The sequence below is a fragment of the Pseudomonas sp. GW460-12-10-14-TSB1 genome, from assembly GCF_017349775.1.
GTDB lineage: Bacteria > Pseudomonadota > Gammaproteobacteria > Pseudomonadales > Pseudomonadaceae > Aquipseudomonas > Aquipseudomonas piscium.
Map to the genome: position 1 here is coordinate 1 of NZ_JACNAC010000032.1, position 25,852 is coordinate 25,852.

The window sequence follows — 25,852 nt, forward strand, 5'->3', positions numbered from 1 at the left end:
CGGGTCATTTGCCGGGGCATCGCAGGGGGATAAAAAATCGGCCACGCCGGGCCGATTTTTCTTTTTGCACGAGCGCTAGCCGGTTCAGCGTTGAGCGGCCACCCACAGCATCATTGGCCGCCCGCGTTCTTCAATCAGGGCGGCGTGTTCAGTCCTGCTGCAATACCTTCAATGCAGCCGAAGCGAGAAAACCCGAGCGGCTTTTTGCTTCCGGGTGATGCAGCACGTATTCGTCGATGCGGTTCAGCAGGTAGCCGGGCAGGGTGATGTTGAGCTTCTGCGCCTTGCCCAGGTACTTGGTGACATCGATGTCGATCAGCGCCCAGGTGCAGCCTGCATACTGAGGGTTGGCCGCGTGCAGGGTGACCTTGTTGGCGGGTGGGATGGCGGCGCCGTCTTCGGCGAGAATCTCGAAGTGCCCTTCGATGGCTTCGCGGGCCATGGCCATGGCGTCGTCGAGGTCGTCGCCGGCCGAGAAACAGCCAGGAATGTCGGGGACTTCCACGCCCCAGGCGTGTTCGTCATCGCCCATTGAAATTGCAATCGGGTAAAGCATGTGCGGAACCTCCAGGGCGCAGTGAATCACCTTCACATGAGCAGCGCCTGTTTCAGAATGCTGATGGCGGTTTTTCTCAGCAGGTCCTTTTTGGGATGTGGAACTGTCACCAGCCCCGGTTTACTGGGGTGCCTGAAATGGTGGTGACTGCCTCTGACCCTGACCAGATACCAACCGTCTGCGACGATTTGGCCGATCAAATACCGACTGTTCACATCACCTCCTTGTGATGTCTGGTGGTTACTATACCTACCAAATAAATGTGATCAACACCTTGCCCGCCCGACGGTCGTTGGCAGGGGCACTCTGCAGGCTGAAGTGTAGAAAGATAGAGTTTGGGAGGTGGCGGACAAGAGCGCCGGCTGTGTTGCAGGATCCTTCCTGAACCGCGATATCTGCCGAAATACTGACCAAGCCGATTTCGTTGAGGATCGACAGGAATACCCGATGAGCGGAATACGTCCTCCTTGAAGATGAGCGAACCCGGTCGAGGCGCTGGAGGACAGCACCGGGCCGTTGCCATTTCCGCGCTCGTTTATCGTGGCAATGGGTGGATAGTGCACCCATGAAGCGCCCATAAAAAAACCGGTCACTCAGGACCGGTTTCTTGTTTCTGCATCCCTCGTCGGCAGGGCCTGACGAGGGACTCGAATGAAGTGGAGCGGGTGAAGGGAATCGAACCCTCGTTATCAGCTTGGGAAGCTGGAGTAATGCCATTATACGACACCCGCTCGGAGCGGCTGACTTTGTACCAGAAGTGCGCGTGGATTTGAAGTTTTTCTTTACCGGGCCTGTGTTTGCGAAGCGCCGGGAGATGCACGCAGGCGCAGTTCTACGCCGTCATCGCGGCGACGGGGCGAAGACCGTCTTGGGGTCTATCGCGGGCAAGCTCGCTCCTGCGGCAGGGGACGAGTTGCTCGCGATGACGCCACTTCAGATAGCCAGGGCATGGTGGTCCTGCAGATAGTGATAACGCGGACGGCTGGTGTGCTGGGTCGGTTTGAGGAACCCCATCAGCGCGTTACGGCTGTCCCGGCAGGCGGCCTTGTGTTCCATGTCGAGGAAGTGCCCGGCGGCCTGGATGGTGCTGAACGTCGAGTGCCGGACATGGTTGCCGAACAGCCGGGCGTCATTGGCGGCGGTGTATTCGTCCCATTCGCCGTTCATGAACAGCACCGGTACGTCGATGTTCTTCGCTGCTTTCAGGTAGCACTGGCGGTCGCTGTTGAGGACATGGCTGATGTGGAAGTGCATCTGCCCGTATTCATGCTCGGCCAGGGTGCTGACGTGGCGATAGTTGAAGCGCTTGAACAGCGATGGCAGGTGCTTGCCGATGGTCTCGTTGACCAGGTGCCCGACACGGTCGCGGTCCAGGCTGCCGAGGTAATCGACGCCGCGTTCGAGGTAGTCGCGCATCGGCTCGTTGATCACTGGCGAGAACGAGCTGATCACCGCCTTTTCGATGCGTCGCGGGCGCTGTGCCAGGGCGAGCAGCGTCGGCGCGCCGCCCCAGGAAAACGACATCACGTGCTCGGCGGCGAAGTGGTCGATCAGCTCCAGCAGGATCTGCCCTTCGACTTCCTTGGTGAGCATTTTCTCGTGTCTGTTGTGGGCTTTCGAACGACCGGCGTAGGGCTGGTCGTAGAGCACCACGTTGAATTGCGGATGCAGATTCTTCACGGTCTGCGCAAAAGACGCAGTGGTGGCCATTGAGCCGTTGACCAGAATAATGGTCTTTTCTGCGGCATCCGCGCGATAGAACTCCGTGTAAACCCGATACTGACCTTGTATATCCAGCACAGCGATTTCTGGCCTCATGTCATAAGACTCCTGGCAAGCGGGTATGCGCGCAACCGAGGGTGCACGAGATTTGTGACAGGTAGGCATTCGCCTGGAATTTTTAGCCCATGTCGATCCGCACAGATGGTCGACGGGTGTTGTTATAGGCGGGCAATTTGCCGGACAACAGGAATGAGCACAGGCGGCTCGGACGGCAAAGGATTTCTTAGAGTATGTTGGTGACTCATCGGTCACATTTCGGCCGACGGACTGATTCAAGCAGGGAGAACGCCGTCCCGCAAGTGCCGTTTGGTAAATTGTTCGACAATTTCGGCTGAATGGTGACGACCGTCGTCGATGGCTTACAACAGCTAGAGAAATCGCAGGCAATCAGATCAGGCGGATTTCTTCATCGGTCAGCGATCGGTACTCGCCAGGCGCCAGGTTTTCGTCGAGGACCAGCGGTCCCATGCGTTCGCGGTGCAGGCGCAAGACCTTGTTGTCGAAGTGGCCGAACATGCGCTTGACCTGGTGATAGCGGCCTTCGACGATGCTCAGCCGCGCGCACCGGGGGCCGAGGATCTGCAACTCGGCGGGCAGGGTGGTGAGGTCCTCGAAAGCGAAGTACAGGCCCCGGGCGAAGGTCTCGGCGTACTCCGGGCCTATGTCCTGTTCCGTCTCGACGTAATAGCGCTTCGGCAATTTGGTCTGTGGCTGGGTCAGGCGCCGCGACCAGCTGCCGTCGTTGGTGAGGATCAGCAGGCCGGTGGTGTTGTAGTCCAGGCGCCCGGCGATGTGCAGCTCGTGCTTGTCCGGTTCGTCCAGCAGGTCGAGCACGGTGCGGTGTTCGGGATCGCGGGTGGCGCTGACGCAGCCCATGGGTTTGTGCAGCATGAAATAGCGCGGCGGCTTGCCGGCCTGCAGCACTTCGTCGTCGAGTTCGACCCGGCTGAATTCCCGCACCTCGGCGTGGGGATCGCTGACCACCTGACCGTCGATACGGATGCGCTTTGCCACCAGCAACAGGCGCACCTGCTGGCGGTTGAAGCGGGGCAGGTTACTGAGGAAACGGTCAACGCGCATGGCTATCGGCAGGCTGGCAAAAGGCTGCGCATCTTACGGGATCGGCCTGGCGACCGCTTGCAGTTGCGCCTCGACCTGGGCGCAGCGCGGACACAGGCAGGCGCGATCGCGCAGCTCCGGCGGCAGGGATTCGAGCACCGCCGGGTCGATGCTCACGCTGTAGCACCAGCAGGCCTGGTCGGCGGTACGCGGGTCGGCCAGGCTGCAGTCGTTGCGGGCGCCGCAGGCCGGGCAGAGGTTGGGGCTGTTCAGGGTCGATTCATTCATAACTGGAGTGAGGCATTTCCACGCAGGTTCGGTTACGGCCGCTCTGCTTGGCACGGTACATCGCATGGTCGGCGCGCGACAGCAGACTGTGCAGGGTATCGTCCGCCTGCAGCGTGGTCACGCCGATACTGACGGTCAGGTGCAGATTCTTGCCCTCATAGGCATATCTCTGTTGCTCGATCAGCAGGCGGATCTTCTCGGCAATCTTCAGCGCCGTGGCGCTGTCGGTGTCCTTGAGCAGCACGATGAACTCTTCGCCGCCCCAGCGGCAAACGATATCGGACTGGCGCAGGCAGCTTTCCAGGTGCCGGGCGAAGCCGCTCAACACCTGGTCGCCGGCGAGGTGGCCGTGGGTGTCGTTGAGGCGTTTGAAGTGATCCAGGTCCAGCAGCAGGGCGGTCAGCGGCTTGGGTTCGCGCTGGGCTTCATGCATGGCCTGGAGGGCCAGCAGGTCGAAGCCGCGACGGTTGGGCAGGCCGGTGAGGCTGTCGAGGGTGGCCTGGGTTTCGATCTTGCGCTGGAAGCGCCTGATCACGCCGTTGAGCAGGGCCAGCACGATCAGGGTGATCACCAGGCAGATCAGCAGGTTGAGGTACAGCGAGCGGCGGATATCGCCCAGGGCGCTGCCCTCGTGCTTGTCGACGAACAGGTACCAGTTCAGCTCGGGAATGAAACGCACATTGAGAAAGTGCCGCTGGCCCTGGGCGTTGTATTCATAGTTGCCGCTGTGGGGCGTGGGCAGCTTGGCCCGCAGGTCGTGCAGGTTTTCCAGTTCGAGCAGCGACTGGCCGGCCCGCGCGCCTTGCGGACCGCCTTCGGCCCCGGTGAGGACGATCCGGCCCTGGGTATCGACGAAATACACACTGCGCTGATAACGCTGCTGGTAGCGGTCGAGCAGCTTGATCACCGTATCTACCTTGAGACCGACACCGGCGACGCCGATGAAATTGTCCTGGTAGTCGTAGACCTTGTAGTTGATGAAAAACGTCAGGTTGTTCTGGTTGGCCTGGTCCGGATCGACGTTGATCTCATACGGCGTGGCCATGTCGCGGACGCGAAAATACCAGGCGTCGAGGGGTGTATCAGGACTGATTTTTTTCAGCACGCCCTTGGCATGGTAGTAGGTCAGGGTGCTGTTGGAGACGAAGAAGGCGGTGTAGGCGCCGTAGTGGGTCATGACCTCGTTGAGATAGCGGGTCATCTGCTCGGGGTCGCGCTCGCCACCCAGCACCCAGTCGCGCATGAAGGTATCGCGGGACATCATCGAAGAAATCAGGATCGGTCGTACCAGGTCTTTCTGGATCTCCGAATACACAGTGTCGGAGGTCAGCGGCAGCTCGGTGTTGACGATGTTGTCGCGGATCGAGGTCCGCGAGGCGTAATAGCTGAGCAAGGAAGTGGCCATAAAACCGCAGCCCAGCAGCGCGATGAGTGTGATGATCAACCAGCGTTGCGAATACAGCGGGGAACTAAGCGGCATGGGCGACTCCGTGGCAGTGACCCGATGCAAGCATTCTAGTGGCAGTACCGGTGAGTAGCTGCGTCATTTGATAGCTCGCCGGTAATGGCTCACAGCCCGCGAAAACCGGGCATTTTCGGATCCAAAATCCTTGCGTGGCGACTTGTATCAAGGTGTAACGAAAATCGCACCAGATCCCGTTTTCACGGTCAGATATTCCGTCAGCCAGAACATCCTTGGCTGCCGCCGGCCAGCGTCGCTGGCATGGCCCATCAGCGGTCCAGGAGGCCGCCATGTATCGTCGAATTCTTCTCACTGCGTTCCTGGGTTTGGCTCTTTCTGCCTGCGTTCCCTATTACGACTACGACGGAGGTTCCACTTACTACCGCTCTGAGGTCTATACGACGCCGGCGCCGGTCTATTACGGCGGCTCCTATTATTCTTCCGGCCGCGGCTATTACGCGCCGCGTTATTACCAATCTGCGCCTCGGTACTACCAACCAGCGCCCCGGTACTACCAGCCGCGGTATTACCAATCGGCACCGCGTTACTACCAGTCGGCGCCGCGGGCCGTTTACCGCGCCTACCCGAACCGTGGCTGGGATGGCCACCGCCAGGGCTGGAACAACGACTACCGGCGCCACGACGGTCGCCGCGATCATGATGGCCGGCGCGGCGATCGGGACTGGAGCGATCGCGGTCGCGACGATCACCGCCGTGACCGTCATCACAACCGCTGATCTGCCCACAACGAACAAGCGGCGCCTGGAGCGCCGCTTTTTTCATGGCTGGCTTTCAGAAGTCCGACAGATCCGCCAAGGGGTGACGGCCTTCCCAGGCCTTGTGGAAATGCGCCTGCACCACGGCGTCGGGGATGCTGTTGATGTCCAGCCAGTGCCAGCGGGGTTTGTGGTCCTTGTCGATCAAGCGCGCCCGCACCCCTTCGCTGAATTCGGGATGCCGGCAGCAGTTCAGGCTCAGGGTGTATTCCATCTGGAACACCTGGGCCAGGGACAGGTGCCGGGCTCGCTGGATCTGTTCCCAGACCAGGCAGGCGGTCAGTGGGCAGCCTTCGCTGAGGGTTTTCGCCGCCCGGGCCAGCAGGGCATCCGAGTGATTGTGCAGTTGGCTGATGGCTCGCCAGGCACAGCGAACGTCGCTGACGTCCAGCCACTCGTCGATCTGCTGGCGCCGTGGCAGCCACTGGGCCGCGGGCATTTGCTCAACGGCCTCCTGTTGCAGGGCCTTGAGCAGGCTGTTGAGCTGCATCGGCGTCTGTTCCTGCCAGTTGAGCTGCAACAGCCCGTCGATCAGCGCTTCCTGCTGGTCGTCCCGCAGGAAGCGGTCGGCCAGGTCCAGGTCGATGGCATCGCGGCCGTTCATATGCGCGCCGGTCAGGCCGAGGAACAGCCCGAGCTTGCCCGGCAGGCGCGAGAGGAACCAGCTGGCGCCGACATCCGGGTACAGGCCGATACTGATTTCCGGCATCGCCAGGCGGCTGCTCGGCGTGACGATACGAATGCTGGCGCCCTGCAATAGGCCCAGGCCGCCACCGAGCACATAGCCGTGGCCCCAGCAGATCAGCGGTTTCGGGTAGGTGTGCAGGCGGTAGTCGAGACGGTATTCCGCGGCGAAGAATTGCGCGGCCAGTGGCGGCACTTCGCCGGGGTTGGCCAGGCAGGCCTGGACCAGGCTGCGCACTTCGCCGCCGGCGCAAAAGGCTTTGGCGCCGTTGCCGCGCAACAGCACACAGACCACTTGCGGATCCCTGGCCCAGGCTTCCAGGCGGTCGCTCAACAGGTGGATCATTGGCAGGGACAAAGCGTTGAGGGATTGTTCGGCATCCAGGCTGGCAATTGCGATGCGCGCGCCGTCGGTGCCGGTGAGTTCTTCGAAGTGCAGATTCATCGTGACCTCGATCGGGAATTTGAGCGTTCAGTATGATCGCTATAGGCGAAAGTGGCGGTTCTGCGTCAGATCAATTGACAAGCGTGGTGGGCTTTCCTAGGGTGCGCCCATTGATTTTACCGGGTGCAACCATGACCGATGACGACCGTATCAAACTCGAACCCAGCTGGAAGCAGGCACTGCGTGCCGAATTCGACCAGCCTTACATGGCGGAGTTACGCGAGTTCCTGCGTCAGGAACATGCCGCCGGCAAGGAGATCTACCCGCCGGGCCCGTTGATTTTCAATGCGCTGAATTCCACGCCGCTGGACAAGGTCAAGGTGGTGATCCTCGGCCAGGACCCTTACCACGGCCCGGGCCAGGCCCACGGCCTGTGCTTCTCGGTGCAGCCGGGCGTACCGGCGCCGCCGTCCCTGGTGAACATCTATAAAGAGCTCAAGCGCGACCTGAACATCGACATGCCCAACCACGGCTACCTGCAGAGCTGGGCCGACCAAGGCGTGCTGATGCTCAACACCACCATGACCGTGCAGCGGGCCAACGCTGCTTCCCACGCGGGCAGGGGCTGGCAGCATTTCACCGACCGGATCATCGAAGTGGTGAGCCAGCACCAGCCGCACCTGGTGTTCCTGCTGTGGGGCTCCCATGCCCAGAGCAAGCAGAAGCTGATCGATGCCACCAAGCACCTGGTGCTGACCTCGGTGCACCCGTCGCCCCTGTCGGCGTACCGCGGCTTTATCGGTTGCGGGCATTTCAGCCGGACCAACAAGTACCTTGAGCAGAATGGCGAGACGCCGATCGAATGGCGGTTGCCGCCGGTTTGATGGGGTTTTGAAGAACGTCATCGCGGGCAAGCCTCGCTCCTAAAGAATCAACGGGATTCTGTAGGAGCGAGGCTTGCCCGCGATTAAGAACGACCGGATACGTCAGACGTTCTCTGGCTGCCGATTCCAATGCCGGAACAGCGGCTCGGCCAGGAACAGCACGAACAGCAAGCGCATCACCTGCATCGCCGTCACCAGCGGTACCGACAGTTGCAGGGTCTCGGCCGTCAGGCTCATTTCCGCGATGCCGCCGGGCATCATGCCCAACGTCAGTGAACGCAGGTCCAGATGAGTCAGGGCGCTCAAGGCCACGGCCGCGAGACCGGCGATCAGCATGGTCAGCGCCGTGCCGATCAGGGTCCGACCCATGAACGAGGGCGCGCGGCGGAAGAACTGGCGATTGAAGTGACAGCCCAGGCCACTGCCGATCAGCCACTGGCCGATCTGGCTGCCGCCGTCCGGCAGACCGATGTGCAGGTCCCAGCCGATACTGACCGCGGCGCTGACCAGCAGCGGCCCGAACAACCAGGGGTTGGGCTGGCGCAGACGCTGCCAGAGCCAGGCGAGCAGGGCGCCCGCCGGAAACAATACCGCCAGCCAGCGCCAATCGACACTGGCCGGATGCAGTTGGGGCACGCCTTCACCGAGCAGGTACTTGAAAGCCGCCGGTACACACAAGACCACCACCAGCACCCGCAGGCTTTGCCCGGCCGCCACACGGCTGAGCACCGCGCCGTTGCGTGCGCCGAGGTTGACCATCTCGCCGGAGCCGCCCGGCATGCTGGAAAAGAATGCGGTGGCCCGGTCTTCGCCGGTGCGCCGCAGCAGCCACACCCCGACCACGCTGGACAGGCTGGTGACCAGGGCACCGAAGAAGATCAGGCCGAAGTGGCTCATGACCTGCTCCATCACCACCGGGGTGAAGTGCAGGCCGATGCCGATCCCCACCACCCATTGCCCGCATTTGCGGCCGCCGGGGATTTCCCCCAGTTGCCAGGGCGTCAGGCAGCGCACCAGGATGATCGCCAGCAACGAGCCGACCATCCACGGCAGCGGCCAGCCGATCTGGCTGGCGAGGTAACCGCCGACCAGACCGACCAGGGGCGTACCCCACCACTGTTTGAAGCTGGCCTCAGACATCGGCCACGGCGCGTTGCAGGGCCGAACGCTTGCGCCAGATGCGCAGCAGTGGCATCAGCAGCATGATCACGGTCAGCACCCAGACGCCGACGGTAATCGGGCTGGACCAGAGGATTTCCATCGCGCCATTGGAGATCGACAGCGCGCGACGCAGGTTCTGCTCCATCAGCCCGCCGAGGATAAAGCCCAGCAGCACCGGCGACAGTGGGAAGTCCAGCTTGCGCAGGATGTAGCCGAAGATGCCGATGCCGACCATCAGGAACAGGTCGAAGGTGGTGGCGTGCACCGCGTAGACGCCGATCCCGGTGATGATTGCGATCACCGGCACCAGGGCCCAGTTCGGCACGGCGAGGATGCGGGTGAAGACGCGGATCATCGGGATGTTGAGGATCACCAGCATGATGTTGGCGATGAACAACGAGGCGATCAGGCCCCAGACGATGTCCGGTTGCTGCTGGAACAGCAGCGGGCCCGGGGTGATGTTGTACAGCGACAGGGCGCCGATCATCACCGCGGTGGTGCCCGAGCCGGGGACGCCGAGGGTCAGCATCGGTACCAGGGCACCGCAGGCCGAGGCGCCGATCGCGGTTTCCGGAGCCGCCAGGCCGCGCTTGTCGCCCTGGCCGAACTTGCCGCTGGCGCCGGCGATGCGTTTTTCGGTCATGTAGGCCACGGCGCTGGCCAGGGTCGCGCCGGCACCCGGCAAGACGCCCATGATGAAGCCCAGCAGGCCGCAACGGATGTTCACCACGAACACTGACGCCGCTTCCTTGAAGTTGAACATCATCCGCCCGGTGGCTTTCACCGCTTCCTGGCCACGGTGGGTTTTTTCCAGCAGCAACAGGATCTCGCTGATGGAGAACAGGCCCAGTACCAGCACCACGAACTGAATGCCGTCGGTGAGGTGGATGTTATCGCCGGTGAAGCGGTACACGCCGCTGTTGGCGTCGATGCCGACCGACGACAGGAACAGCCCGATCAATGCCGCGATAAAGGTCTTGATCGGTCGGTCACCCGCCATGCCACCGAGGCAGACAATGGCGAACACCATCAGCACGAAGTACTCCGCCGGGCCGAAGGCGATCGCCCATTTCGCCAGCAGCGGGGCGAACATCACCATGCCGCAGGTGGCGATGAAGGCGCCGATGAACGAACTCCAGGCCGACAGCGACAGGGCCACCCCGGCCAAGCCCTGGCGCGCCATCGGGTAGCCGTCGAGGGTGGTCATCACGGTGGAGGCTTCGCCCGGGATGTTCAGCAGGATCGAGCTGATCCGGCCGCCGTATTCGCAACCCAGGTACACCGCCGCCAGCAGGATCAGCGCCGACTCCGGTGGCAGGCCGAGGGCGAAGGCGATCGGGATCAGCAGTGCCACGCCATTGATCGGGCCCAGGCCCGGAAGCAGGCCGACCACAGTGCCGATCAGGGTGCCGGTCAGGGCGGTGACCAGGTTGTAGGGGCTCAGCGCGACGCCGAAACCCTGGCCCAAATAGCCAAGCGTATCCATATCAGTTCTCCAGAACGTCGAGCAGGCCCAGGGGCAGTGGCACGTCCATCACCCGGTCGAAGAGCACGTACAGACCGATGGCCATCAGCGTGGTGACCACGGCGCTGGGTACCCAGCGGCCGCCGTACAGGCGCGCCATCGGAATGCCGATCAGGATGCTGCTGAGAATGAAACCCAGGGGTTCGAACAGACCGGCGAAGATCAGCAGCAGGAGCACGCAGATGCTGATCTTGGTCAGGGTTTCACGGTCCAGCGGCGGCTCGTCGTCGCTGTGCTTGATCGGCGCCGGGCGAAACACCATGTACAGCAGCGCCAGGCCCATCAGCCCGAGCATCAGCAGGGGAAAGGCGCGCGGGCCAACCGGTTCGTAGGAAAAAGCGGCCTGGTAGGGCCAGGCCATCAGTGCCAGGCCCAGGCAGACCAGGAGCAGCAGCGAGGCGAAAATGCGTTGTAAGAGCATGGGAAACTCCTGGGCCCTACCCCCGCGAAAGGGGCAGGACCGCTAGACAGGGGCGATCACTGGATCAGGCCGAACTCTTTGGCCAGGGTCTTGTAGTCGGCCACCTGTTTCTTCACATAGGCGTCCAGTTCCGGCCCGGTCATGGCGAACGGGAAGAGTTCGCGCTGGTCGCGCAGCTTGGCGAACTCTTCGGAAGCCAGCAGCTTGTCGAAGGCGTCTTTCCACCAGGCGTAGTCTTCGTCGCTGACCTTCGGCCCGAGGTAGAAGCCGCGCACCACTGGCCAGACGATGTCGTAGCCTTGCTCCTTGGCGGTCGGGATGTCTTTCATTTCCGGCTCGTCGATGCGTTTTTCGGCAAACACCGCCAGCAGGCGCATGTCACCGCTCTGGATGTGCGGCATGGAGTCGGAGATGTCGGTACTGCCGACCTGGATGTGCCCGCCCAGCAGCGCGGTGGCGATTTCGCCGCCGCCTTCCAGGGCCACGTAGCGCAGGTCGCGCGGGTTAATCCCTGCGGCCTTGGCGATCAGCGCGGTCTGCATCCAGTCCTGGCTGCCGACGGTGCCGCCGGAGCCGATCACCACCGAGCTTGGGTCTTTCTTCAGTGCCTTGACCAGGTCGTCGAGGGTCTTGTACGGCGAGTCGCTCTTCACTGCGATGGCGCCATAGCTGGTGCCGACCGCGGCCAGCCAGCGTACCGCGCTTTCATCGAAACGGCCGAACTTGCCCTGGGCCAGGTTCAGCAGCGAACCGCTGGACCAGGCTACCAGCGTGCCGGCGTCGGCCGGACGCTGGGCCACCACTGCGTTGTAGGCGACCGCGCCGACACCGCCGGGCATGTAGGTCACGCGCATCGGTTTGGTCAGCAGCTTTTCGTTGACCAGCGCGCTCTGCGCCAGTTTGCAGGTCAGGTCGAAACCGCCGCCGGGGGAGGCCGGGGCGATGCATTCCGGGCGCTTGGGTTCGCCGCTGGCGGCGGCGAGCAGTTGACCGGCGAACAGCATACAGCCGGCGGCGAGGGCCAATTTACGCAGTGATGGGTTCATGCTTGTCTCCACAGGAGTTGTTGTTGTGTATTGCATGCCAGGGTCTTTGGCAGGCGCAGCGCCTGCCAAAGGTCGATCGATTACCAGAGCGCCAGGCTGTAGCTCACCAGCAGGCGCACTTCATCCGCATCGCGAGCCGAATAGTTGGAGCGGTAGGTGGCGTTGCGCAGGCGTACCGCGACGTCCTTGAAGGTGCCGCTTTGCACCACGTACTTGATCTCGGTGTTGCGTTCCCATTCCTTGCCGGTGTCGCCGTTTTTCAGGGCGATGTTGTCACCGCTCAGGTAGCGGGTCATGAAGGTCAGGCCGGGGATGCCGAGCTTGCCGAAGTCGTAGTCGTAGCGGGCTTGCCAGGAGCGTTCTTCGGCGCCGGCGAAGTCGTTGATCTGTACGAAGTTGACCAGGTAGGGGTCGGCCCCGTCGAGGTAGGGGAAGGCGCTGTCGCCGGACATGTGCTGGTAGCCGGCGCTGAGTTTATGCCCGTTCAGGGCGTAGCTCACCAGGCCGTTGAGGGATTTGTTGTCGATCTTGCCGCCACGGGCCTGGCCCTGGTCGTCACTGACGGCGAAGCGCAGGTCCGTGGCGAAGGTGCCCGGGCCCATCGGCTGCGAGGCGAGCAGGCCGAAGAAGTGCTGGTTGTAGACCTCGGCGAGCTGGGCGAAGTGGTAGCTGCCGGTGATCTTGTCGGTGAACTTGTAGTCCAGGCCGCCGAAGTCGAAGTGCTTGCCGGCGACGGTGCCGGCGAAGCGGCTGTTCTTGTTGTTGAGGGCGATGTCCTCGAAGTCGGTGCTGTCGCGATCCTTGGCTTTCTCCAGGCGGCCACCGGTGAAGGTCAGGTTCTTGATTTCCTTGGAAGTCAGCAGGCCGCCCTCGAAGGTCTGCGGCAGGATGCGCCCGTCATTGGGCTTGATGGTCGGCAGTTCCGGGATCAGGCTGCCGATCTTCAGTTCGGTGGCGGAGATCTTCATTTTGCCGGTCAGGCCGACCTTGGAGTACTCGTCGGCGGCGCGCCCGTCGTCGTGGGTCGGCAGCAGGCCGGTGCCGGTGCGGTCGGGGCTGGAGTCGAGCTTGATGCCGAGCATGCCCAGTGCATCGACGCCGAAGCCTACGGTGCCATCGGTGTAGCCCGATTGCAGGTTGAGCATGAAGCCCTGGGCCCATTCGTCGCGCTTGGATTGCTGGGCACTGGTGCCGCTGCGGAAATCGCGGTTGAAGTACATGTTGCGGGTTTCGAGGGTGGCGCTGCTGTCTTCGAAGAAGGCGGCCTGGCTGATCGGTGAGAAACCGGCAAGGGCGGCGGCACTGGCGAGGGCGGTGTGGCTGAGACGGGAAAAACGAACAGGCTGGCAAGCCTGAGGCTGCATGGACAGCATCGTGTTGTACTCCGTTATTGTTCTTATTGGCGAAAACGCATCGAGGCGTTTTTCGGGAGGCCACCGGAGGTAGCCACGGAAGTCGAAACAATCCGTAACAGGACTCTAAAGGGCCAACCTTTCGCTAACCTTTCAGCAGACTTTCACGGTTTTCGGGCTTCACAGCAGCGGTCCCGGCTGTAAACTCCGCGGCAATAAAAAGTGCCGTCGATCCCCTGAACGAGGTAGGAAATCCATGCGCGTGCTTCTCGTCGAAGACCACCTGCAGCTGGCTGAAAGTGTCGCCCAGGCGCTCAAGAGCACGGGTTTGACCGTGGATGTGCTGCACGATGGGGTCGCCGCGGACCTGGCCCTGGGCAGCGAGGATTACGCCATGGCGATCCTCGATGTGGGCTTGCCGCGCCTGGATGGTTTCGAAGTGCTGGCGCGCCTGCGTGCCCGGGGCAAGAACCTGCCGGTGCTGATGTTGACCGCGCGCAGCGATGTGAAGGACCGGGTCCACGGCCTCAACCTGGGGGCGGACGACTACCTGGCCAAACCCTTCGAACTGACCGAGCTGGAAGCGCGGGTCAAGGCCCTACTGCGGCGCAGCGTGCTTGGCGGCGAGCGGGTGCAGCGCTGCGGAGTGCTGGCCTACGACCTCGATACCCGGCGTTTTACCCTCGGTGAAGAACTGCTGACGTTGACCTCCCGCGAGCAGGCGGTGCTCGAGGCGCTGATCGCCCGGCCGGGGCGGGTCATGAGCAAGGAGCAACTGGCTTCCCAGGTATTCGGCCTGGATGAAGAGGCCAGCCCGGATGCCATCGAGATCTATGTCCATCGCTTGCGCAAGAAACTCGACGGCCAGCCGGTGGCCATCGTCACCTTCCGCGGCCTCGGGTACCTGCTGGAAAGCCGCGATGCATAGGCCCAGCAGCCTGCGCTGGCGTCTGTTGTGGAACCTGGCGCTGCTGCTGGTGGTGCTGATGCTGGCCAGCGGCTTGAGTGCCTACTGGAACGGCCGTGAGGCGGCGGACACCGCCTACGACCGAACCTTGCTGGCCTCGGCCCGGACCATCGCCGCCGGCCTGTCCCAGCGCGACGGTGGCCTGAGCGCCAATGTGCCCTATGTCGCCCTCGATACCTTCGCCTACGACAGCGCCGGACGGATCTACTACCAGGTCAACGACATCCACCAAAAGCTGATTTCCGGTTACGAAAACCTGCCCGGTCCGCCGCCGGGTACGCCGCGCACCGACGATTACCCGGCGCTGGCGCGGTTCTACGATGCCACCTATCAAGGGCAGAACGTCCGGGTGGTGAGCCTGCTCAAGGCGGTCAGCGAGCCGAACATGAACGGTATGGCGGAGATTCGTGTGGCGGAGACCGACGAGGCGCGGGTCCGCATGGCTCGCAGCCTGATGGCCGATACCCTGCTGCGCCTGGGCATGCTGGCCATGGGGGCCTTGCTGCTGGTGTGGTTCGCGGTCAGCGCTGCGTTGCGTCCATTGGAGCGTTTGCGCAGCGCGGTGGAAGAGCGCCAGCCCGACGACTTGCGGCCATTGCCGCTGGTGGAGGTGCAACGGGAGTTGTGGCCGCTAGTGCGGGCGCTCAATCACTTTACCGAGCGGCTGCGTGGGCAGTTCGAGCGCCAGGCGCAGTTCATCGCCGATGCCGCCCATGAATTGCGTACTCCGCTGGCGGCGCTCAAGGCGCGCCTGGAACTGGGGCTGCGGGCGTCGGAACCCGAGACCTGGCGCAGCACCCTGGAAAGCGCTGCCCAGGGCACCGATCGCCTGACCCACCTGGCCAATCAGCTGCTGTCCCTGGCGCGGATCGAAAACGGCGCCCGGGCGATTGCCGAGGGCGGCGCGCAATTGCTCGATCTCAGCCAGCTGGCTCGGGAGTTGGGCATGGCCATGGCGCCCTTGGCCCACGCCCGAGGGGTCGCCCTGGCCCTGGAAGCCGACGAGCCGGTCTGGCTGCGCGGCGAGCCAACGCTCTTGAATGAGTTGCTGAGCAACCTGGTGGACAATGCCCTGGCCCACACCAAACCCGGCGGAAACGTGATCCTGCGGGTCAGCGCGCCGGCGGTGCTGGAGGTGGAGGACGACGGCCCGGGCATTCCGCTGGAAGAGCGCGATCGGGTGTTCGAGCGTTTCTACCGGCGCAACCCCCATGTCGCCGGTTCCGGCCTGGGCCTGGCGATCGTCGGCGAAATCTGCCGCGCCCATCTGGCACAGATCAGCCTGCACGACGGCGCGCAGGCGGGACTGAAGGTGCGGGTGAGCTTTAACTCGGGCTAGAGGCTTGCGGTACAGCTTCAGTAGAACATTGACTGCGATTCGGCCAGATCGCTGCACATCACCTTGTTCTCGGGGTCGATCCCGAGCTTTTTGAAGGCCGGCACGCTGAGGGCGTCGATCTTCGCCAGCGGATGATCGGTATCCTTGTGGCAATACAGGCTGGCGACCTGCACCAGGTCGACGTAATCCAGGCGCACGGATTGGCGTTGGAAGTCCAGGTACTGCCCCGGCAATTTCGCCAGTTGTTCCGGAAACTCCCAGACCTGCAACAGCTTGTCCCCCAGCAATGGGTGGATGTGCTCGATCACGTGGTTGAGGCTGACCGGATCGGACAGCAGCTCATAGTGATCTTCCGCATAGGTCAGGATCGGCAGCACGCCGATCTGATGCACCAGCCCGCCAAGGGCGGCCTGGTCAGGCTTCAACTGGGTATGGCTGCGGCACAGGGCATAGCTGACGCCGGCCACTTCCAGGCTTTTGCGCCAGACGTCGTGCATCTTCTGCGCGATCACCTCCGAGCGGGCATGGAAGATCTGCTCCATGACCAGGCCGATGGCCAGGTTGCTGCTGTAGTTGACACCCAACCGGGTAATCGCAGTGTGCAGGTCGGTGACTTCCTGGGTGGCGCGCAGCAGCGGGCTGTTGACCACTTTGATCAGGCGCGCCGACAGCGCCGTATCACGGCCAATCACTTTGCTCAGGGTACTGACGCTGATTTCCGGATCTTCGGCGGCCCGGCGAATCTGCAGGGCCACTTCCGGTAACGTTGGCAGAACCAGGTCATCGTTATCGATGGCCTCAACCAAATCCTGTTGGACCTTTTCCGCCAGCTCACTCATTTCTGTTCTCTAGGGGTATTGCAGGAAGTTGCGGCGATCAGCGCTGGATTTCTCGATCGCGATCCAGCTGGTAAGGCAGGTCCAGCAGCTGCAGCCCGGGACCTTCGAGCGCGCCGAGATGGAGATTGCCATCCTCTGCAGCTTCGGCTTGCAGCACGGCCAGGAGTTCAATGTTTTGTTCGGCGCGCGCGGCGATCACCACTTCGCCGATGGAGCTACCGTGGGTCGGGGAGAACAGCGGGGTACCGGGTTCCGGCAACTCTTCGACGTTCAGGGCCAGGCGATAGAGGCGGCGCTTGAGTTTGCCCAGGTACTGCATGCGCGCGACGATTTCCTGGCCGGTGTAGCAGCCTTTCTTGAAACTGACGCCGCCGATGGCCTGCAGATTGAGCATTTGCGGGATGAACAGCTCACGGGTGGCTGGCATGACCTGGCCGATGCCGGCGCGGATCTGGCCCAGCAACCATTGATTGAGATCGCCTTCGGGCAGTTGCGCGGACAGTTTTTCACGCAGGACCCCGGCTTGATCGGCTGGTGCCCAGAGCTCGGCCCGCTCCGCTGAAACACGAATGGCGATCAGGCCGTCGTTGCGAGCGACCGCGCCGTCTTCCGGCGGCAGTTGCAGCCCGAGACCGGCCAGTACCGCAGCGGCGTTGCCCAGGCCGAAGCGCGCCCACAGGGCGCTTTCATCGCTGAGCTTGGCCTTGGAAAACACCGCGTATTTTTTCAGGTCCGCCAGTTGCGGCTCCAGCAACTCGGTGGCCATGGCCAGCAGGCAGCCATCGCCTTCGAGCAGGATGCGAAAGCTCGATTGCATGCGGCCTTTCTGGGTGCAACGGGCGCCCAGGCTCGATTGGCTGTCGCTGAGGTAGTTGAGATTGCAGGTCAGCTGGCCCTGAAGGAACTTGCTGGAATCGGGGCCGCGGACGGCGAGAACGCCCTCGTGGGACAGGGAGCAGAAAAAAGCGGAATCAGCCATGGGTCATCGCAGGGTAAAAAGTCTGGCGAACATCATAAGGTGGCGCCCTTGAAATGGGTAGTTCACAAAGGATGGGTGGTGACCGACCAAAGCCGACTGTTCTGGCGTCCCTCGGGCTGTATACTTGCGCTCTATTTGAGGAGCGCTCCATGGTCGAAGATGTTGAACTGAACCGCCTCTACTGGCACAGCCGCCGCGGCATGCTGGAACTGGACGTGTTGCTGGTGCCATTCGTGAAAGAAGTCTATCCGCATCTGAACGATGTTGACCGTGCCTGCTACGTCCGGCTGCTCGAGTGCGAAGATCAGGACATGTTCGGCTGGTTCATGGAACGCTCCGAATCCGAAGATCCCGAGCTGCAACGCATGGTCCGCATGATCCTGGATCGTGTCCAACCCAAGTAACACCTTCGAATGCCGCTGGCAGCCTTCCAGGCAATTGCTGGCGGCCTATCTCCTGGCCCAGCTGTTCGCGCTGGGCGCCTTGCTGATGCTCGATATTCCGCTCTGGGCCAGTCTGCTCGGGGCTCTGCTGTGCCTGGGCCACGGAGCCTGGGCATTACCGCGGCGGATTCTGCTGAATCATCCCTCGGCTTTCAGCGGTCTGCGTCGTAATGTCGATGGCTGGCAGCTGTGGTGCGCCGGGCAGGGTTGGCGGCCGGTGCAACTGCGGTCTGACAGCCTGGCGCTGCCGTTGCTGGTGGTATTGCGTTTTCGCCTGCCGGGCGAACGCTGGGTGAGGTCGGTCTGTGTGCCGCGGGATGCGCAGGCGGCCGATGTGCATCGGCGCCTGCGCGTGCGGCTCAAGTTCAGTCGCCGTAGGTGGGCGGCACCAGAATAGTATCCAGCGCTTCGGGTAGCAGGTTCGGGTAGTCGAGGGTGTAGTGCAGGCCCCGGCTTTCCTTGCGTTCCATGGCCGAGCGAATCATCAGCTCGGCGATCTGGGCCAGGTTGCGCAGCTCGATCAGGTCACGGCTGACCTTGTAGTTGCTGTAGAACTCATCGATTTCGTCCAGCAGCAGGCGCACCCGGTGCTGAGCCCGTTGCAGGCGCTTGTTGGTGCGCACGATGCCGACATAGTCCCACATGAATCGCCGCAGTTCGTCCCAGTTGTGCGCAATGATCACGTCTTCGTCGGAGTCGGTGACCTGGCTGGCGTCCCAGGCGGGCAGGGCGATCGGAATGGCGATCTGCGGCAGTTGCTCGAGAATGTCGGCTGCCGCGGAACGGGCATAGACGAAGCATTCCAGCAAGGAGTTGCTGGCCATGCGGTTGGCGCCGTGCAGGCCGGTAAAGCTGGTTTCGCCAATGGCATACAGGCCTGGAACGTCGGTGCGGCCCTGCTGGTCGACCATCACCCCGCCGCAGGTGTAGTGCGCGGCCGGTACCACCGGGATCGGCTGTTTGGTGATGTCGATGGAGAATTCCAGGCAGCGCTCGTACACGGTCGGGAAGTGGCTTTTGATAAAGGCTTCCGGTTTGTGGCTGATGTCCAGGTACACGCAATCGATACCCAGGCGCTTCATTTCATGGTCGATGGCCCGGGCGACGATATCCCGCGGCGCCAGCTCGGCGCGCGGATCGAAACGCGGCATGAAGCGTTCGCCGTTGGGCAGCTTCAGGAGCGCTCCCTCGCCGCGCAGGGCTTCGGTGATCAGGAAACTCTTGGCCTGCGGATGGTAGAGGCAGGTCGGGTGGAACTGGTTGAACTCCAGGTTGGCCACCCGGCAGCCCGAACGCCAGGCCATGGCGATGCCATCGCCACAGGCGCCATCGGGGTTGCTGGTATAGAGGTAGACCTTGGCGGCACCGCCGGAAGCGAGGATGACAAAACGCGCGCCGTAGGTATCGACTTCGCCCGTGGCGCGGTTGAGTACATAGGCGCCGAGGCAGCGATCGCCTTCCAGTCCCAGGCGTTTTTCGGTAATCAGATCGACGGCGACCCGCTGTTCCAGCAGCTCGATATTCGGGCGTTGCCGGGCCTGGTCCAGCAATGTGGTGAAGATGGCCGCACCGGTGGCGTCGGCGGCATGGATGATGCGGCGATGGCTGTGGCCGCCTTCGCGGGTCAGGTGGAATTCGAAACCGCCATCTTCATTGCCCGATTGCTCGTCACGGGTGAAGGGCACGCCCTGATCGATCAGCCATTGAATGGCCTCGCGACTATGCTCGACGGTGAATCGCACCGCATCTTCATGGCACAGGCCGCCACCGGCATTGAGGGTGTCGTCGACGTGGGATTCGACGGTATCGGTGTCGTCCAGCACTGCCGCGACGCCACCCTGAGCCCAATAGGTCGAGCCATTGGCGAGATCGCCCTTGCTCAATACGGCAATGCGCAGATGACCGGGCAAGGTCAGCGCAAGGCTCAAACCGGCAGCGCCGCTGCCTATCACCAGAACATCGTGTTGAAACTGTTGGCTCATTGGAAGATTCCGCTCAAAAGCGACCCGGGTCGGGGTTGGCGCAAGACGCCTGGATCGGCGAGTCAAAGCAGCCATGCAGCCCACTAGTATATAGAGGGGGGGATCGGCACAATAGCGGTGCCTTCGTGGCATTATGAAATTATGGGCGCGGGAAAGGCGGCTTTCAGAGGTTATGGTGGGTGGCTCGATTTATTGCGAGCTGGCGACTGTATCGAAGATGTAGCAACCTTTTTCTCTTCATGGTTACACAATGTTCGCTCCGCACGGCTATAAAGATTGGGAACTTTTGATACGGCCCTAAACTCAATAGAAGGTTGCCTGATAGAAGGGACAGCGTCGGTTTTCATGCAGGACTTGTGTTGTGGTCTTGCAGCTCGATTCGACGACAGGATTATTCGCGCAGCCGGCCTTGCCCGCGCTGCGTTTTTCGTGCGTGCCAAAGTCAGAGCCCGCAGGAAACTTGCTTGGAGGGGGAGAACTTTTGCGAAAAGCCCGAGTCTATGTTTGCAAGCCTGATCGTTTAGTTATGCAAGCCTCCTCCGAGCTTATCGAGGAGTGTTCATGCTAACCCAGGAAGAGGATCAGCAGCTGGTCGAGCGCGTTCAGCGCGGCGACAAGCGAGCTTTCGATCTGCTAGTGCTGAAATACCAGCACAAAATTCTCGGGTTGATCGTGCGTTTCGTGCACGACACCCATGAAGCCCAGGATGTTGCACAAGAAGCCTTTATCAAGGCTTACCGTGCGCTTGGTAATTTCCGCGGTGACAGTGCGTTTTATACGTGGCTGTATCGTATCGCCATCAACACGGCGAAAAACTATCTGGTTTCACGCGGCCGTCGGCCGCCGGATAGCGATGTCAGTTCCGAGGATGCGGAGTTCTACGATGGCGATCATGGCCTCAAGGATCTCGAATCGCCGGAGCGCGCATTGCTGCGGGATGAGATCGAAGGCACCGTCCATCGAACCATTCAGCAACTGCCAGAAGATTTGCGTACGGCTTTAACTTTACGTGAATTCGATGGTCTGAGTTACGAGGACATTGCCAGTGTCATGCAATGTCCGGTGGGTACCGTGCGCTCCCGGATTTTCCGCGCTCGGGAGGCCATCGATAAAGCCCTGCAGCCGTTGTTGCAGGAAACCTGAGACAGCGGCGACAGCCAAGAGAGGAACCGCCATGAGTCGTGAAGCCCTGCAGGAATCGCTGTCCGCGGTGATGGATAACGAAGCGGACGAACTGGAATTACGTCGGGTATTGAATGCCGTCGACGAAGTGGAAACCCGTGAGACCTGGGCTCGTTACCAGATCGCCCGGGCGGCCATGCACAAGGAGTTGCTGCTTCCGCGTCTGGATATCGCCGCGGCTGTTTCTGCTGCGCTGGCTGACGAAGCCGTACCGGCCAAGGCCACTCGTGGTCCATGGCGCAGCCTGGGTCGCCTGGCTGTTGCCGCATCGGTGACCGTTGCCGTATTGGCGGGTGTTCGCCTGTACAACCAGGACGAGATCGAAGGTGTCGAACTGGCACAGCAATCGAACCAGCCAACCCTGGCCGCTCCTCAAGTAAAAGGCCCAGCTGTATTGGCCGGCTACAATGAGAGCTCGGAAGCCACTGGCCCTATGGCCAACGGCGTATTGCAAGGTCAGCCGGGCTGGCACGATCAGCGTCTGCCAAGCTACCTGCGTCAGCATGCTCAACAAGCTGCACTGAAGGGCACTGAAAGCGCTCTGCCTTATGCTCGTGCGGCGAGCCTGGAAAACCGTTAAGGAGGATCATGCGCGCCATCCCTCTACTCTCGCTTCTGCTCAGCGGCTGGTTCATTGTTCCAGCCCACGCCGACGAAGCTCAGGATTGGTTGAAACGTCTTGGGCAAGCCGAACAGCAGCAAAGCTTCCAGGGTACTTTCGTCTACGAGCGTAACGGTAGTTTTTCTACCCATAACATCTGGCATCGCGTCCAGGATGGTCAGGTCCGCGAGCGGCTGATTCAGCTCGACGGTTCCGCTCAAGAGGTTGTGCGTGTTGATGGGCGTACCCAATGTGTCAGCGGTACGCTGGTGGCTGGACTGGGGGATGCCCCCAACGCTTCGGCCCACTCACTCGATCCAGAAAAGCTCAAGAATTGGTACGACCTTGCCGTCATCGGCAAGTCGCGTGTGGCTGGGCGTGCGGCGGTCATCGTTTCCCTGACCCCGCGGGACCAGCACCGTTATGGTTTTGAATTGCATCTGGACCGCGAGACGGGCCTGCCGCTGAAATCGTTGCTGTTGAACGATAAGGGGCAATTGCTCGAGCGCTTCCAGTTCACTCGCCTGGATACGACGGATATACCGAAGGACAGCGAGCTGCAGGCCAGCCCCGAATGCAAGGCCGTGGCCCTGGACAGCGACAAGGCTTCCGCGGTGAAAGCTGCGCAGACCTGGTACTCGGACTGGCTGCCGCCAGGCTTCGAATTGACCAGCAGTAGTGCGCGCAAGGATCCCGACACCAAGACCATGGTCAACAGCCTGATGTATGACGATGGCCTGGCCCGCTTCTCGGTGTTCCTCGAACCGCTCAATGGTGCGACGGTGACCGACACCCGCACTCAACTGGGCCCGACCGTGGCGGTCTCCCGACGCCTGACCACGCCAGAAGGCGAGATGATGGTGACGGTGGTGGGCGAGATACCTATCGGCACCGCCGAGCGGATCGCCTTGTCGATGCGTACCGACGCCACTGCGCCCAAGGCGCAGTGAGTATCAGCCTCAGGTGTTCATCGAGCGTTAATGTTGGTTGTGTAAGAGGTCTGCAATGCCAGCTCTGCAATCGAGATATCTAAATGTTCGGTGAACATTTTCATTTGCAAAACCTCCTGTTTTTTCTTATAGGTCAGAGCCACTAGGTTCTGGCCTTGTTTGTCGTTTCCGGGACAAAAGTACTGCGCGAGTCGCTTGGTATTTCTTGTTCCCTATCGCTTAACCACGCTCGTTGCAATGGGAGCCGTATGTCGATACCACGTTTGAAATCCTATCTTTCCATTTTCGCTACTGTGCTGGTGCTCGGTCAGGCCGTCAGCGCGCAGGCGGCGGACTTGCCCGACTTCACGCAACTGGTCGAGCAGGCATCGCCTGCCGTGGTCAACATCAGTACCACGCAGAAGCTCCCGGACCGCAAGGTTTCTGCCCAGATGCCGGACCTCGAAGGCCTGCCACCGATGCTGCGCGAGTTTTTCGAGCGTGGCATGCCGCCGCAGCCGCGTTCGCCACGGGGCGATCGCCAGCGTGAAGCCCAGTCCCTGGGTTCTGGCTTCATTATTTCGTCGGACGGTTACATCCTGACCAACAACCATGTGATTGCCGACGCGGATGAAATCCTTGTCCGTCTGGCTGACCGCAGCGAATTGAAAGCCAAGCTGATCGGCACCGATCCACGTTCCGACGTGGCATTGCTGAAGATCGATGGCAAGGACCTGCCGGTGCTGAAACTGGGCAAATCCCAGGACCTGAAGGCCGGTCAGTGGGTCGTGGCCATCGGCTCGCCGTTCGGTTTCGACCACACCGTGACCCAGGGCATCGTCAGTGCCATCGGTCGTAGCCTGCCAAACGAAAACTACGTGCCGTTCATCCAGACCGACGTGCCGATCAACCCGGGCAACTCCGGCGGTCCGCTGTTCAACCTGGCCGGTGAAGTGGTGGGTATCAACTCGCAGATCTACACCCGTTCCGGTGGTTTCATGGGTGTGTCCTTCGCTATCCCGATCGATGTCGCCATGGACGTTTCCAACCAGCTGAAAGCCGGTGGCAAAGTCAGCCGCGGCTGGCTGGGCGTGGTCATTCAGGAAGTGAACAAGGACCTGGCGGAATCCTTCGGCCTGGAGAAACCGGCCGGTGCGCTGGTGGCACAGATCCAGGACGACGGCCCGGCGGCCAAGGGCGGCTTGCAGGTGGGTGATGTGATCCTGAGCATGAACGGTCAACCGATCATCATGTCGGCGGACCTGCCGCATTTGGTGGGGGCCCTCAAGGCGGGCGCGAAAGCCAATTTGGAAGTGATTCGTGACGGCAAGCGCAAGAACGTCGAATTGACCGTTGGTGCGATTCCGGACGAAGACAAGACCCTGGACGTCATTGGCAAGTCCGGTGCCGAGCGCAGCAGCAACCGTCTGGGTGTTGCGGTGGTCGAGCTGACCGATGAGCAGAAGAAAACCTACGACCTCAAGGGCGGTGTGGTGATCAAGGAAGTTCAGGACGGTCCAGCTGCACTGATCGGCCTGCAACCGGGCGATGTGATCACTCACCTGAACAATCAGGCGATCACTTCGACCAAGAACTTCACTGAAATCGCCCAGGCGCTGCCGAAGAACCGTTCGGTTTCGATGCGGGTTCTGCGTCAGGGACGCGCCAGCTTCATTACTTTCAAGCTGGCCGAGTAATCCGCCTGGCGGGTTGATCGCGCAATAAAAAGCCCGCCTCGAAAGAGGCGGGCTTTTTTGTGGGCGCCGGTTGGGTTCAGCGCATCATGTCCTTGACCATCTGCTCCTGGTCCATCAGCTCGCGCTGGCGGGCGTCGATCCGTGAAGACAGGGGGAAGTTGCTGCCAGCGCGACGTTTGGCGAAGTCCAGCTGCTGGATCGCCTGGCGATAGTCGCCGACCAGGGCAAAGTATTCGGCCCGCGCCTGATGCAGGCCGATGATATTACCGGACAGGCCACGGGTTTCCGCCACCGAGTACCAGACGTCCGGATCGTCGGAGCGGGTCTTGAGCAGGTTCTCCAGAGCCTTTTCGGCGTCCGCTGGGCGATTCTGCTTGAGCAGCAGATCGACCCTGACCTGGTTCAGTGGATAGTTGCCCGGGTACTGCGCAAGCATCTTGTCCACCCGGGCCTGGGCGTCGGAAAAGCGGCTGGTGGCGGTGTCCAGGTCGATCTGGGCCAGGTTGTAGGTGATGTCGTTAGGTTGCTTGGCCAGCAGTTGCTTGAGGTTTTCCCGGGCATCGTTGAACTGGCTGCCCTTGATCTGGGCGATGGCGAGGCCATAGCGAGCGATGTCGTTTTTCGGGTTTTCGTCGAGCTGGGCGCGGAAACGCTTGGCGCCCATGCCGGGAGACTCTTCGTAGATCAACTGCACCCGTGCGCGAATCAGCTGGTAACGCAGGCTGTCTTCCTTGCCGCCGGCCTTGGCCTGTTCGGCGCGGTTGCGGGTGTCGGCGATCCGCGATTCGGTGACCGGGTGAGTCAGCAGGAACTCCGGCGGCTTGGCGTCGAAGCGGTACTGACGCATCAGGCGCTCGAACATGGTCGGCATGGAGCGCGGGTCATAACCGGCCTTTTCCAGGTTGAGGATGCCGATGCGGTCGGCTTCCTGCTCGTTCTGCCGGGAGAAACGCCGTTGTTCCTGGATGGCCGCGGCCTGGGTGCCGGCAATGGCGGCGATCCCGGCGTCGCCACCGCCTGCCGCGGCGATCACGATACCGGCCAGCAGGGCGGCCATCATCGGCACCTGCATGCGTTGCGAGGCCTCGACGCCGCGGGCGAAGTGGCGTTGCGACAAGTGCGCCAATTCGTGAGCCAGCACCGAGGCATATTCGCCTTCGGTCTGGGCGTTGAGGAACAGGCCACCGTTGACCCCGACAATCCCGCCTGGAGCAGCAAAGGCGTTGAGTTGCGGGCTGTTGATCAGGATGAATTCGAGGCGCCGGTCGTTGACCTGGCTGGTCTCGACCAGCTTGTAGACGCTGGTTTCGACGTAATCCTTGAGTTGCGGGTCGTTGAGTTGCGAAACCTGGCTGCGCAGCAGTGCCAGCCAGGCGCGGCCCAGTTGGTGTTCCTGTTGGGGCGAGACAATGGCAGAACTGGCATCACCGAGTGACGGCAGGTCGTCGGCGAAGCCTGGTGAGGCGAGCAGGCAAGCGAGCGTCAGCAGGGTAGGGCGCAAAAAAGTCATGCA

The 25,852-nt window shown here is 61.9% G+C and carries 26 protein-coding genes and 1 tRNA gene; 10 read left to right on the forward strand and 17 right to left on the reverse strand.

The features are described from left to right. Positions 1 to 148 precede the first annotated feature (148 nt). The 7 genes from J4D52_RS18470 to J4D52_RS18500 form a co-directional block, all read right to left on the reverse strand. Positions 149 to 556: a type II toxin-antitoxin system HicB family antitoxin gene (locus J4D52_RS18470; protein WP_063429381.1), complete on the reverse strand. Its 408-nt coding sequence runs from the start codon at positions 554 to 556 to the stop codon at positions 149 to 151. 32 nt (positions 557 to 588) lie between these two features. Continuing rightward, a complete protein-coding gene (locus J4D52_RS18475) occupies positions 589 to 771 on the reverse strand; it encodes a type II toxin-antitoxin system HicA family toxin (protein ID WP_007929414.1) in 183 nt (60 codons plus the stop codon). 442 nt (positions 772 to 1,213) lie between these two features. After that, a tRNA-Gly gene (locus J4D52_RS18480) sits at positions 1,214 to 1,287 on the reverse strand. Positions 1,288 to 1,489: 202 nt separating this feature from the next. After that, positions 1,490 to 2,374 (reverse strand): alpha/beta fold hydrolase, encoded by an 885-nt coding sequence (locus J4D52_RS18485; RefSeq protein ID WP_009047472.1) that lies wholly within the window; start codon positions 2,372 to 2,374, stop codon positions 1,490 to 1,492. Positions 2,375 to 2,725: 351 nt separating this feature from the next. After that, positions 2,726 to 3,418 carry a pseudouridine synthase gene (locus J4D52_RS18490; RefSeq protein ID WP_025804997.1) on the reverse strand — a complete coding sequence of 231 codons (693 nt, stop codon included), beginning with the start codon at positions 3,416 to 3,418 and terminating at the stop codon, positions 2,726 to 2,728. 33 nt (positions 3,419 to 3,451) lie between these two features. Beyond that, on the reverse strand, positions 3,452 to 3,670 hold the full coding sequence (locus J4D52_RS18495; RefSeq protein WP_025804998.1) for a cysteine-rich CWC family protein: 219 nt from the start codon (positions 3,668 to 3,670) through the stop codon (positions 3,452 to 3,454). 7 nt (positions 3,671 to 3,677) lie between these two features. After that, the gene (locus J4D52_RS18500) at positions 3,678 to 5,165 is read right to left on the reverse strand and encodes a sensor domain-containing diguanylate cyclase (protein WP_025804999.1); all 1,488 of its coding nucleotides are present in this window, start codon (positions 5,163 to 5,165) and stop codon (positions 3,678 to 3,680) included. A gap of 272 nt (positions 5,166 to 5,437) precedes the next feature. On the opposite strand from J4D52_RS18500, the gene J4D52_RS18505 reads away from it, so the two are divergent. Then, positions 5,438 to 5,884, forward strand: coding sequence for a hypothetical protein (locus tag J4D52_RS18505; RefSeq protein WP_025805000.1), 447 nt, complete (start codon positions 5,438 to 5,440; stop codon positions 5,882 to 5,884). Between the two features lie 55 nt (positions 5,885 to 5,939). Here J4D52_RS18505 and J4D52_RS18510 read toward each other — a convergent pair whose 3' ends face one another. Continuing rightward, positions 5,940 to 7,052, reverse strand: coding sequence for an enoyl-CoA hydratase/isomerase family protein (locus tag J4D52_RS18510; RefSeq protein WP_025805001.1), 1,113 nt, complete (start codon positions 7,050 to 7,052; stop codon positions 5,940 to 5,942). Between the two features lie 131 nt (positions 7,053 to 7,183). On the opposite strand from J4D52_RS18510, the gene ung reads away from it, so the two are divergent. Further along, positions 7,184 to 7,876 carry a uracil-DNA glycosylase gene (ung, locus tag J4D52_RS18515; RefSeq protein WP_009047478.1) on the forward strand — a complete coding sequence of 231 codons (693 nt, stop codon included), beginning with the start codon at positions 7,184 to 7,186 and terminating at the stop codon, positions 7,874 to 7,876. Between the two features lie 102 nt (positions 7,877 to 7,978). Here ung and J4D52_RS18520 read toward each other — a convergent pair whose 3' ends face one another. The 5 genes from J4D52_RS18520 to J4D52_RS18540 all read right to left on the reverse strand — a co-directional run bounded on the left by J4D52_RS18520 (position 7,979) and on the right by J4D52_RS18540 (position 13,402). Continuing rightward, positions 7,979 to 9,016 carry an AbrB family transcriptional regulator gene (locus J4D52_RS18520; protein WP_025805002.1) on the reverse strand — a complete coding sequence of 346 codons (1,038 nt, stop codon included), beginning with the start codon at positions 9,014 to 9,016 and terminating at the stop codon, positions 7,979 to 7,981. Beyond that, on the reverse strand, positions 9,009 to 10,523 hold the full coding sequence (locus tag J4D52_RS18525) for a tripartite tricarboxylate transporter permease (RefSeq protein ID WP_025805003.1): 1,515 nt from the start codon (positions 10,521 to 10,523) through the stop codon (positions 9,009 to 9,011). The genes J4D52_RS18520 and J4D52_RS18525 overlap by 8 nt, the downstream gene beginning before the upstream one ends. A 1-nt stretch (position 10,524) precedes the next feature. Further along, a complete protein-coding gene (locus J4D52_RS18530) occupies positions 10,525 to 10,983 on the reverse strand; it encodes a tripartite tricarboxylate transporter TctB family protein (protein WP_025805004.1) in 459 nt (152 codons plus the stop codon). A gap of 56 nt (positions 10,984 to 11,039) precedes the next feature. Continuing rightward, a complete protein-coding gene (locus J4D52_RS18535) occupies positions 11,040 to 12,029 on the reverse strand; it encodes a tripartite tricarboxylate transporter substrate binding protein (RefSeq protein ID WP_025805005.1) in 990 nt (329 codons plus the stop codon). 80 nt (positions 12,030 to 12,109) lie between these two features. Next, positions 12,110 to 13,402 (reverse strand): OprD family porin, encoded by a 1,293-nt coding sequence (locus J4D52_RS18540; protein ID WP_025805006.1) that lies wholly within the window; start codon positions 13,400 to 13,402, stop codon positions 12,110 to 12,112. A gap of 235 nt (positions 13,403 to 13,637) precedes the next feature. Here J4D52_RS18540 and J4D52_RS18545 point away from each other — a divergent pair, with 235 nt between their 5' ends. Together J4D52_RS18545 and J4D52_RS18550 are read left to right on the forward strand one after the other, a co-directional pair. Continuing rightward, positions 13,638 to 14,309, forward strand: a complete 672-nt coding sequence (locus tag J4D52_RS18545) for a response regulator (RefSeq protein WP_009042580.1) — start codon at positions 13,638 to 13,640, stop codon at positions 14,307 to 14,309. Then, positions 14,302 to 15,687 carry a sensor histidine kinase gene (locus tag J4D52_RS18550; RefSeq protein ID WP_063428843.1) on the forward strand — a complete coding sequence of 462 codons (1,386 nt, stop codon included), beginning with the start codon at positions 14,302 to 14,304 and terminating at the stop codon, positions 15,685 to 15,687. Before J4D52_RS18545 ends, J4D52_RS18550 begins: the two co-directional genes overlap by 8 nt. A gap of 17 nt (positions 15,688 to 15,704) precedes the next feature. On the opposite strand, the gene J4D52_RS18555 is transcribed toward J4D52_RS18550, so the two are convergent. Beyond that, positions 15,705 to 16,526: an HDOD domain-containing protein gene (locus J4D52_RS18555; RefSeq protein ID WP_025805011.1), complete on the reverse strand. Its 822-nt coding sequence runs from the start codon at positions 16,524 to 16,526 to the stop codon at positions 15,705 to 15,707. A 37-nt stretch (positions 16,527 to 16,563) separates the two neighbouring features. Continuing rightward, entirely contained in the window at positions 16,564 to 17,505 is a 942-nt protein-coding gene (locus J4D52_RS18560) for a folate-binding protein YgfZ (RefSeq protein ID WP_102677387.1), read from the reverse strand. Between the two features lie 149 nt (positions 17,506 to 17,654). On the opposite strand from J4D52_RS18560, the gene J4D52_RS18565 reads away from it, so the two are divergent. After that, the gene (locus tag J4D52_RS18565; RefSeq protein WP_007930227.1) at positions 17,655 to 17,909 is read left to right on the forward strand and encodes a succinate dehydrogenase assembly factor 2; all 255 of its coding nucleotides are present in this window, start codon (positions 17,655 to 17,657) and stop codon (positions 17,907 to 17,909) included. Continuing rightward, complete coding sequence (locus J4D52_RS18570) at positions 17,893 to 18,345, forward strand: protein YgfX (RefSeq protein WP_102677386.1); 453 nt, start codon at positions 17,893 to 17,895, stop codon at positions 18,343 to 18,345. Before J4D52_RS18565 ends, J4D52_RS18570 begins: the two co-directional genes overlap by 17 nt. Here J4D52_RS18570 and nadB read toward each other — a convergent pair. Further along, a complete protein-coding gene (gene nadB, locus J4D52_RS18575) occupies positions 18,314 to 19,930 on the reverse strand; it encodes an L-aspartate oxidase (RefSeq protein ID WP_102677385.1) in 1,617 nt (538 codons plus the stop codon). The genes J4D52_RS18570 and nadB overlap by 32 nt on opposite strands. Before the next feature lie 561 nt (positions 19,931 to 20,491). On the opposite strand from nadB, the gene rpoE reads away from it, so the two are divergent. From rpoE to J4D52_RS18595, 4 genes are all read left to right on the forward strand, one after another. Beyond that, a complete protein-coding gene (rpoE, locus tag J4D52_RS18580) occupies positions 20,492 to 21,073 on the forward strand; it encodes an RNA polymerase sigma factor RpoE (protein WP_007930230.1) in 582 nt (193 codons plus the stop codon). A 31-nt stretch (positions 21,074 to 21,104) separates the two neighbouring features. After that, positions 21,105 to 21,692 (forward strand): sigma-E factor negative regulatory protein, encoded by a 588-nt coding sequence (locus J4D52_RS18585; protein WP_063428848.1) that lies wholly within the window; start codon positions 21,105 to 21,107, stop codon positions 21,690 to 21,692. A gap of 8 nt (positions 21,693 to 21,700) precedes the next feature. Further along, on the forward strand, positions 21,701 to 22,663 hold the full coding sequence (locus J4D52_RS18590) for a MucB/RseB C-terminal domain-containing protein (RefSeq protein WP_063428850.1): 963 nt from the start codon (positions 21,701 to 21,703) through the stop codon (positions 22,661 to 22,663). 248 nt (positions 22,664 to 22,911) lie between these two features. Further along, complete coding sequence (locus J4D52_RS18595; protein WP_025805021.1) at positions 22,912 to 24,339, forward strand: DegQ family serine endoprotease; 1,428 nt, start codon at positions 22,912 to 22,914, stop codon at positions 24,337 to 24,339. Between the two features lie 76 nt (positions 24,340 to 24,415). Here J4D52_RS18595 and J4D52_RS18600 read toward each other — a convergent pair whose 3' ends face one another. Next, positions 24,416 to 25,849 (reverse strand): M48 family metalloprotease, encoded by a 1,434-nt coding sequence (locus J4D52_RS18600; protein ID WP_025805022.1) that lies wholly within the window; start codon positions 25,847 to 25,849, stop codon positions 24,416 to 24,418. Positions 25,850 to 25,852 lie beyond the last annotated feature (3 nt).